6 protein-coding genes are annotated in these 9,732 nt (G+C 43.5%); 4 read left to right on the top strand and 2 right to left on the bottom strand.

The features are described 5' to 3' along the window. Positions 1 to 2,466: condensation domain-containing protein (locus tag ACL9RM_RS26050; RefSeq protein ID WP_414126681.1), on the top strand; the 2,466-nt coding region annotated here is incomplete at its 5' end. A gap of 744 nt (positions 2,467 to 3,210) precedes the next feature. On the opposite strand, the gene ACL9RM_RS26055 is transcribed toward ACL9RM_RS26050, so the two are convergent. Beyond that, a complete protein-coding gene (locus ACL9RM_RS26055; protein WP_250268347.1) occupies positions 3,211 to 4,104 on the bottom strand; it encodes a LysR family transcriptional regulator in 894 nt (297 codons plus the stop codon). Positions 4,105 to 4,294: 190 nt separating this feature from the next. On the opposite strand from ACL9RM_RS26055, the gene ACL9RM_RS26060 reads away from it, so the two are divergent. The 3 genes from ACL9RM_RS26060 (at position 4,295) to ACL9RM_RS26070 (ending at position 8,170) form a co-directional block, all read left to right on the top strand. Then, positions 4,295 to 4,735 (top strand): DMT family transporter, encoded by a 441-nt coding sequence (locus ACL9RM_RS26060; protein ID WP_023988632.1) that lies wholly within the window; start codon positions 4,295 to 4,297, stop codon positions 4,733 to 4,735. Positions 4,736 to 4,756: 21 nt separating this feature from the next. Next, complete coding sequence (locus ACL9RM_RS26065; protein ID WP_250261356.1) at positions 4,757 to 6,202, top strand: glycoside hydrolase family 1 protein; 1,446 nt, start codon at positions 4,757 to 4,759, stop codon at positions 6,200 to 6,202. Between the two features lie 105 nt (positions 6,203 to 6,307). Continuing rightward, a complete protein-coding gene (locus tag ACL9RM_RS26070; protein ID WP_250268349.1) occupies positions 6,308 to 8,170 on the top strand; it encodes a beta-glucoside-specific PTS transporter subunit IIABC in 1,863 nt (620 codons plus the stop codon). 351 nt (positions 8,171 to 8,521) lie between these two features. Here ACL9RM_RS26070 and ACL9RM_RS26075 read toward each other — a convergent pair whose 3' ends face one another. Then, positions 8,522 to 9,436, bottom strand: coding sequence for a dihydrodipicolinate synthase family protein (locus ACL9RM_RS26075; RefSeq protein WP_250268351.1), 915 nt, complete (start codon positions 9,434 to 9,436; stop codon positions 8,522 to 8,524). Between the last annotated feature and the right edge of the window lie 296 nt (positions 9,437 to 9,732).

A 9,732-nucleotide genomic window follows, 5' to 3' on the forward strand; every position in this document is an offset into this window, starting at 1 on the left:
CGGATTGATCTGTCGGACGGCACACCTGCGCATCTGCATATTTTGAACGAAAGCGTCAATGTGACGGAAGCGCCGGAAGTGAAGCATTACCTGATCGGCGGCGAAGCATTATCCGTGCAGCTGGTAAATATGTTCCTGCACAAGTGGTCCGGGTATCGTCCGGTGATTACCAACGTGTACGGTCCGACCGAAACCACGGTAGATGCGACTGCTTATACGATTGAAGATGTGGAAGCCCTGAACGCACTGCTGGAAAAAGGGGAGCATACGGTATCCATCGGAACGCCGATAGCGAACCAGTCCGTGTACATCCTGAACAGCCAGCAACAGCTGGTACCGATCGGGATCGCTGGTGAGCTTTATATCGGAGGTGCAGGTGTCGGACGAGGATACCTGAACTTGCCGGAGCTGACGGCAGAGAAGTTCATCCCGAATCCGTTCGCTGATGCAGCCGATCAAGCGGACAGCACTCACGCAAACCGGATGTACCGGACGGGTGACCTGGCACGGTGGTTGCCAGACGGCAGCATTGAGTATTTGGGCCGGATCGACCATCAGGTGAAAATCCGGGGTTACCGGATCGAGCTGGGCGAAGTGGAAGCGCAACTGCTGACCGTGGATGGCATTGAGAAAGCCGTGGTCACAGCATGGGAAAACGAAGACGGGCACAAGGACCTGTGTGCCTATATCATAGCTTCAGAGTCCCTGAGTTTGCCGGAGCTGCGCAATGCACTGCAGCCGAAGCTGCCGGATTACATGATCCCGACGTATGTGGTACAACTGGATCGTTTCCCGCTGACACCGAACGGGAAAATCGACCGCAAGGCGTTGCCGGCACCGGAAGCACGTCTCGAAGGAGGCCTGGAGTACGTTGCACCGCGGACGCCGCTGGAAGCCAAACTAGCCCAAATCTGGCAGGATGTCTTGAAGCTGTCCACCGTAGGAGTCACCGACTCATTCTTTGACGTGGGTGGGCACTCCCTGCGGGCAACGACGCTGGTGGCCAAAATCCATCAGGAACTGGACAGCCGGATTACGCTGCGTGAGGTGTTCCAACACTTCACGATTGAGCAGCAAGCTCAGCTCATAGCTACGCACGGTACAGACACCTATACGGTGATCCCTGCGGCGGCGCAACAGGCGTACTACCCGGTTTCCTCGGTTCAAAAACGACTGTACATTTTGAGCCATCTGGAAGGTGGGGATCTCAGCTACAATATGCCGGGTGTATTAACCGTGGAGGGGCCGCTTCAGGCCGATCGGCTGGAAGATGCGTTCCGTCAGTTAATAGCCCGCCATGAAACGCTGCGGACTTCCTTTGAAATGGTGGAAGGCGAGGTCGTTCAGCGGGTTTACGATCAAGTGGAGTTTGCAGTAGAGCACTTGCAGGCCAGGGAGTCCGAAGCCGGAGCCTATATCGAGTCCTTTGTACGCAGCTTTGACCTTCGCCAGGCACCACTGCTGCGTGTCCGTCTTATTCAAACTGAACCAGAGCGCCATCTCCTGATGTACGACATGCACCATATTATTTCAGACGGTGTATCGTCTAACAATATCGTGCAGGAGCTGGTACAACTGTACGAGGGACAGGAATTGGAGCCGCTGCAAATTCAGTACAAAGACTACGCCGTGTGGCAGCAACAGGAGACGCAGCGTGAGTCATACCAACGCCGGGAACACTTCTGGCTGGAGCATTTAGCCGGAGAATTGCCGGTACTGGATTTGCCAATTGCTTATCCTAGACCTGCTGTTCGCAGCTTCGAGGGTGCGATGTATGAATTTACAGTGGACGCAAATGTATCCGAGCAACTGCACCGAATTGCGGCACAGACCGGAAGCACGCTGTACATGGTGCTATTAAGCGCCTACACCGTTCTGCTGTCCAAATACAGCGGTCAGGACGATTTGATCATCGGTACGCCAGTAGCAGGACGCTTGTTGCCTGAGCTGGAGCCACTGATCGGAATGTTCGTCAATACGCTAGCCATCCGGCATCAGCCGAGGGGCAACCAAACGTTCCACAACTACTTGCTAGAAGCCAGAGATCGTACGCTGCAAGCCTTCGAGCATCAGGATTATCCACTGGAAGAGTTGGTGGAAAAGCTGGATGTAGCACGGGATGCAAGCCGTAACCCATTATTCGACACTATGTTTGTACTGGAAAATATGGAGTCACAGGAAGCGAAGCTAGAAATGCTGTCCTTCAGTCCGTATGTTCAGAAGCATCGTATTTCCAAATTAGATTTGACCTTGTCCATGAGTGATGAAGATGGGGAGATCAAGGGTTCGTTTGAATATTGCACGAAGCTGTTTGGTGCTGACGCTATTGAGAGATTAAGCAGGGATTTGATAGCGATCCTGTCCCAGGTTGGGATCAATCCAGATTTGCTGTTAAGCGATATTCAGGTGAACTCGGACGAGCAACCGGAAGGCTTCTCGCCGGATTCCATCGACTTTGTTTTCTAAATCCGTTTTCTAAAATGCAATGATTTCACTTTGCGTGTGCAGAGGGCGGCGGCTTGTCCGCCTGCCCTTGCCTGCAAAGTATTCTTTTTCCGACACAACGCTCATGTACGTAACAACGCACCATTCCAACTGGGGTAACAGACCCCATGAAGCAGGAGGGATGCCATTGAAAGCCTTATTTGAGAAGGAAAAAAATTACTGGAGTCATAAACTGGAATCTGAGGATCATATCATCTGCCTTCCATACACCAACCATGTGTCCAGGGATACATGGTTACCTAAAGTAAACATCCCGACAAAATGGATACTCCAATGCAATATTCAGTCACCCATCGGGATACGGGTGGTGCTTTCCATATGCCAATAGTTAACAGCCGAAGGGCACTGCGGTTGGTACGTCATGTCGGAACGAGGAGATTGATTCAAAAAAATGGGTGGTAGACTTGAGCTTTGAGTTAATAAAAAAATGTCGGAGGACAAAAGCATGTTGTATTAGGAGCCGCCTAAATGACGGCTTTTTTGTTTTAAGAAATCAAGTTCCTTGCTCCGAGCCAAGGAACTTGATTATTCCATTGCCGATTAGATATCTACCTATTTAATGCTCACTATACCAACTATCCAGTTGTCGCAGGAGCAGACGACCTCATTCTGGAGCGGTTGAAGCGAGGTTCGTTGACTGTCAAATAAGAAGCCCTTAGTGAGCTTTTTTAGACAATTCTTTAATAAATAACCCAATTTATAAATTTATACTGTGCAGCTTTGAAAAAGCTCAATAAACTTCTGAGCTGCTGAAGAAAGGGGCAAGTCTTTTTTGATAGCAATACTTAAAAACCTTTTAGGTATGATTTCTTGGATGGGCACTATGAATAGCTGTTGTTGATCCAAATCGCTGCGAACAAAATCCTCGATTACACACGATATGCCCAAACCTTTTTTAGCAAACTCAATTAACAGTTCCATGGTACTCAGTTCTACTTTAGGTATTACTTTTAAGCCATATGAAGTGAAAAAGTTGTCAATATATTTTCTTGTATTAAGTCCTTTCTGCATGAGAATGATCGGGTGATTTACTACTAGTTCTTTTAAGAATATTGGTTTATCACATATTTCTTTAAATCTCTCACCTACTACAAAACAATCTTGTATTTCTATTTTTCCAATCACCGTCAGAGAATCTCTGCTTCCGTTCAGATTGATGATTCCTATGTCAACTTCGCCTGACTCTAGCTGCTTAATTGTAGAATGAGTAGATTGATCTTTGATATAAATCTCGATATTAGGGTAAGCCAAGGAGAATGTCTCTAGGTATTGCATCAAGAAGTTACTACAAGCTGTTGTGCTTACGGCTATTCTTAGTTGGCCAGCATCTAAATTCCTTAATTCCAAAAATTTTCTTTCAGCCGCCTGTAATAACTCATAGCTTTGTTCTACATATTGAAATAATATCTCTCCTTCCGTAGTAAGGGACACTCCTTGTGCTCTTCTATGGAACAATTGTCCACCTAGCTTATTTTCAAGTAGTTTTATGGACTGACTAACTGCCGATTGTGATGTAAACAGTTCCTTTGCCGCATTAGACATACTTCCAGCTTTTACTGTGATATAGAAGATCTTATAAAGTTCATAATTAATATCCATATAAGTATTTAGTATACCTCCTATATTTATTATTAATTTTACTTATTATACTGCGTGAATTATACTCGGGTTGTCAATGATTAATCGATAAATTGAGAAGGTGACCAATCTAGTATTCCCATATTTAAGTTATATTATTGACTCATCTGTAGGGGATATTCAATCTTCAGAATTTGAGAGGGGAAAATACATGGCTATCATATTCATAATTTTCGCATTATTGGCAGGAATGGCCTTGCCTACACAATTTAGTGTTAATGCGCAGCTAAGGACGGTGGTGGGATCACCTATTGTTGCTTCGGCCATTTCTTTTACAGTAGGTGCCATCTCATTAATAATCATATCTTTTTTTGTAAAAGGATCGTTGTTCAAAAAAGAATGGTTTGAAGCTCCCTGGTGGATGTGGACAGGAGGACTACTGGGTGCTTTCTATGTATTGGCGACAACCATTCTCATGCCCAGAATAGGAGTAGCAGCTACGGTTGGATACGTTTTAGCTGGGCAAATAATCGTGTCGGTGATCATTGATCATTTTGGATTAATTGGTGCTAGTATGCACACTTTGAATATTCCTCGATTATTGGGAGCTCTTTTGGTTATTGCAGGAGTCTTTATCGTACAAAAATTTTAAATACATTTGGGGGAAACGTACATGAGCAAAATAAGAAAAGACTTTCTGTGGGGAGGAGCTATTGCTGCTAATCAAGTAGAAGGTGCACATCGCAGGGATGGAAGAGGGCTAAGTACCGCTGATATTCAGCCGTTTATTCCAGGAGCTGATCCTATTGATCTACATTTTAATGACATGGATTCAGAAACATACGAAAAATACAAACATGGGACATACTATTTCCCTAAGCGCCAAGGAGTACATTTCTACGAACGATACCGTGAGTATATCGATGCGTTAGCAGACATGCATGTAAAAACATTGCGGTTGTCTATTTCTTGGAGCAGGATTTTTCCGAATGGAGATGATACCGTTCCAAACGAGCAGGGTTTGGCCTTCTATGATCGATTATTTGAGTACATGAAAGAAAAAAATATTGAGCCAATCGTCACGATTTTCCATTATGAAATGCCTTTAAATTTGGTTGAGCAATATGGCGGTTGGACAAACCCGAAACTGATTGATTTCTTCGTGAAGTATGGGCAAACCGTCCTGCAAAGATATCACCAAATCGTTAAATATTGGATCATTATCAATCAAATTAACCTTGTCCACAAAGAGGCATTTGCCTCCCTTGGCATACTGAAAGATAAAGTTGATCATTACGAGCAGTCTAAGTTTCAAGCGGTTCATCACCAATTCGTTGCTTCTGCAAAGATTACTGAGTTTGGCCACAAGCTAAATCCATCCCTTCAAATGGGAATGATGTTGGCCGATACATTAACCGCCCCTTATTCATGTGAACCTGCAGATGTCGAACTGAATTTCAGACGGAATCGAATGCAATATTTCTACAGCGATGTTCTGATTCGAGGCGAGTATCCAGAATATGCATCGACGTATTTCGAAGACCATGACATCCAGCTGGAAATTACGGAATCGGAGAAAGAGTTGCTTCGGAACAATACAGCCGATTTCCTTGCAGTCTCTTATTACTGGTCAAATACTGTTAAGGCTAGTGAGAATACGATGGACCCTAATTCTACCGTCAAAAATCCCCATTTGAAAGCGAATCGCTGGGGCTGGTCTATAAATGCTTCAGGATTATATCTCTGCATGTCTAAATATTGGGACAGGTATCATGTTCCCATGATGGTGGCTGAAAATGGTCTTGGATTTAAAGATGTTTTAACAGCGGACAATAAAGTTCATGACGATTATCGCATCGAATACCACCAGGAGCATATTGCAGCACTGAAAGAGGCAATACATGAAGGAGCAGATGTTTTTGCCTATTGTACCTGGGCCCCTTTCGACATCATCAGTGCAGGTACTGCTGAAATGAGCAAAAGATATGGCTTTATTTATGTGGACTATGATGATGAAGGAAACGGAAGTGGACAATTCCATTTTAAAGATAGTTTTTACTGGTATAAGCAAGTTATTGATTCAAACGGCGAGGATCTTCATAGAACCACCAACGATTAGGATGAGAATGACTGAATGATTAAGGCACCCCCGGATCATTTTGTATCGTGTCAGTTATACGGTATGTGGAAAATGGTCCGGGCATTTATAATAGGGGGGACAACTATGAGTTATCAAAAATTGGCAAAGGATATTCTGGATGGCGTAGGAGGAAAAGAGAATGTAAATGCGGTGTGGCATTGTGCCACTAGGTTGAGATTTAAATTAAATGATGTGAGTGCTGCAGATACTAAAAAGATTGAAAACACAGATGGGGTTATTACCGTCGTCAATAGTGCCGGACAGTATCAGGTGGTTGTTGGTAATTCCGTTGCTCAAGTCTATGATGCACTAACATCATTACCTGGAATGGCATTACATGTTTCTAGCAACAATGAAAGCGCTTCAGAAAAAATAACTGGGAAATTTAATCCTGTCAGTCAGTTGATGGATTTTGTTTCGGCCGTATTTACGCCATTTCTGGGAGCCTTGGCTGGATCCGGAATTTTGAAAGGCATTCTAGCTTTATTTACAACAATGAACTGGATATCGACCGACAGTGGTGCGTATAAAATATGGAATGCAGCAAGTGATGCCATTTTCTATTTTTTGCCGATTTTCTTGGCATTTACTGCGGCCAAGAAGCTGAAAGTCAACCCATTCGTAGCCGTTTCGTTAGCTGGTGCACTCATTCATCCGTCTTTAGTAGAGATCGTATCCAATTCACAAACGATTGATTTCTTTGGCATACCGATCATACCAATTACGTATACGGCGTCTGTGTTTCCCATTCTGTTGTCGATTTGGGGCCTCTCTTACTTGGAACCTTTGTTGAACAAATTCTTTCCGGAATCAATTCGTAATATGCTAACCCCTCTGGTTTCTCTAGTGATTATGTTGCCTCTAACTTTGGCTGTTATCGGCCCTCTAGGCACAAAGATCAGTGACCTGTTCGCCATGGTATTGTTAGCAATCTTTGGTTTCTCCCCATTACTTGCTGGGTTGGTTTTAGGAGCGTTCCATCAGTCGATTGTTATTTTTGGAGTCCATTGGGCGCTGATTACGCTGATGATAAACAATGTCGCTAATCAAGGATACGACCAGTGGTTGCCAATTGTATGTGCAGCCGTACTTTCTCAAGCAGGTGCTGCTCTAGGCGTATTTTTGAAAACCAAGGATGTCAAAATCAAAGGCCTATCGGGTTCTGCAGCAATCACTGCCATTTTTGGTATCACTGAACCGGCAATTTACGGCGTAACCCTTAAATTAAAGCGTCCATTCTACTGTGCAATGATCGCTGCTGGTATTGGAGGCGCTGTTATTGGATCGTTTGAAGTACATGCATCCACATTTACATTTCCTAGCTTGTTGGCTATTCCAACTTATTTAGGCCAAGGTTTCATTGGAGAAGTCATCGGATTAATTATTGCATTCTTTGGAGCCGTCATTTTAACTTATTTCTTCGGTGTTTCGAATAAGAGTGTGACGAATTTGAGTGATCAAGCAAATCCAAACGAGGTTGTGGTACCTGTGAATGGCCAAATTGTTCCTTTAAGCAGTGTAAGCGATGAGGTGTTTGCTTCTGAAGCGATGGGTAAAGGAGCAGGGATTGTTCCAATTAGCGGAATTGTTACAGCTCCGGTAAACGGAACGGTAAGCAGCGTGTACAAAACCGGGCATGCGATTGGCATTGTATCTGATTCCGGTATAGAACTTTTGATTCATATCGGTATTAATACTGTGAAATTAAAGGGACAACACTTTAAACCATTGGTTAAGGAAAATGATAGAATTGGCATTGATGACAAATTAGTTGAGTTTGACTTGGAGCAAATTAAGGCTGCGGGTTATGATCCTACAGTAATGGTTATTGTTACGAATTCATTTAATTATGATCAAGTGCATGTGAATCTGGAGGATCCAAATTCAAAACAGTTATTACATGTGATTCCTGCAAAACCTAGCGTTTCATCTTCAAATTTGGTTTAACACAGGACAGCATGAATTTGATCATGGAAGTAAATTGAAAAAATGTATAACAGCCAGCTATAGCTATTATAGCTGGCTTTTTTTAGTAGATAGTTTTGTTGTTAACGAAGAAAAGGATTAAGATATTACGAATGCTTGGATAGTTCAGCAAAGTATTGGACAATAAGGTCTCGAAATAGCCTTATCGACTTCGAGAGGTAATGAGTCTGCTTCTAGGACAATGTAATTCAAAGCCTCTGGAACACGTTCAGCACCAATTGCAAATGTGAACCAACATCTGTTGTTCCTCCAACACTCATAACGAAAAATTTTACTGCAAACGTGCTTAGTAGTCTTCTCTTCGAAAAGCTATTAGCCGAATGGGCAACAGAATGTTTCTGTAGATTGAAGATCCTTTAGTATAAATTCCAAGTGTTCTCTAGCTGATTGATTCAATGGTTGTAAGGGCAAAGGAAGACTGGGACTTGAGATCAAGCCACTTATTTCTGCTGCTGCTGAAACAACACGAAGGCTACCATATTGATGAAATAACGTCCAAATAGGTTCAAGTAGCGCCGAGAGTCGTTTCGCTTCATCAGCAAAACCGTCCTGGGCCAAACGGGTCATTTTTAGGCACGCCTTTGGAAACAAACCACCGAGAACCGAGTACCATGCTTCACAGCCTGCATTCAAGCCAGTGACTGCAAATGAATCTCCACTTACTCCTATAGTTACATGGGGAGGAATGGTCGTGCGTAGTTTTCTAATGCGTGCCTTGGCTGCTTCGGGATCAGAAGGTACTCCAGGAATCTTGATAGAACGAACGTTAGGTAGCTCAGCAATCCGACCGTGCAACTCATCACTAAAATGGAAATGCGAGGTACTCGGATTATCATATACACAAAGTGGAGTGGAGAGTGAACTGGTCACCTGTTCATAGAGTGAAAATACTTCTTCATTCGTTAGTGTTTGATAGGAGACAGGGGCTAGCAACACTGCGCTTGCTCCTGCTCTTTGTGCATCTTCCGCTAATCGAAGTACTTCAGAAGTACGAATCGCACTTATACTTGTCATCACGGGAATCCCCTCAGCTGAACGGACAGCAAGTCGAAGCACACGTAAACGTTCTTCTCGATTAAAATATGCATAATTTCCAGTTGAACCCAATGCACCAATTGAGTCTACACCAGCTGCAACTAATCGTTGAATCAGTGTCACAAATGCTTTTTCGTCAATACCTGTCTCGTTAACGGGGGTGAGTGGAAAAGCAGATAATCCACAGAACATAAAGCTACACTCCTTTAATAATTGACCTTCAAAATACAAACACATTATAAAAATGAATTAGACACAATTAAAGTACCAATTGAGTGACAAATAACAGTACCAATTCTTCTAGACAAACTTAAGTACAAAGTACATTTCTGTATCAAAATCAACGTTATGATAGTACATCTTTTAACAGACCAAGTTAGTTGAACAACATAAAAAGCATTCTATATAGAATGCTCAGAGTGTCGAGAAACCCCGTCTTTTGAGACGTGGGTTTCTTTTTCTTTACATCATAAGGCTCTGGTCTCTGG

This window comes from Paenibacillus sp. S29 (assembly GCF_049319765.1).
GTDB lineage: Bacteria > Bacillota > Bacilli > Paenibacillales > Paenibacillaceae > Paenibacillus > Paenibacillus polymyxa_B.

Coding starts and splice junctions, on each gene's coding strand:
- ACL9RM_RS26075 (WP_250268351.1), bottom strand. CDS start 9,436: ATGTTCTGTGGATTATCTGCTTTTCCACTCACCCCCGTTAACGAGACA.
- ACL9RM_RS26060 (WP_023988632.1), top strand. CDS start 4,295: ATGGCTATCATATTCATAATTTTCGCATTATTGGCAGGAATGGCCTTG.
- ACL9RM_RS26065 (WP_250261356.1), top strand. CDS start 4,757: ATGAGCAAAATAAGAAAAGACTTTCTGTGGGGAGGAGCTATTGCTGCT.
- ACL9RM_RS26055 (WP_250268347.1), bottom strand. CDS start 4,104: ATGGATATTAATTATGAACTTTATAAGATCTTCTATATCACAGTAAAA.
- ACL9RM_RS26070 (WP_250268349.1), top strand. CDS start 6,308: ATGAGTTATCAAAAATTGGCAAAGGATATTCTGGATGGCGTAGGAGGA.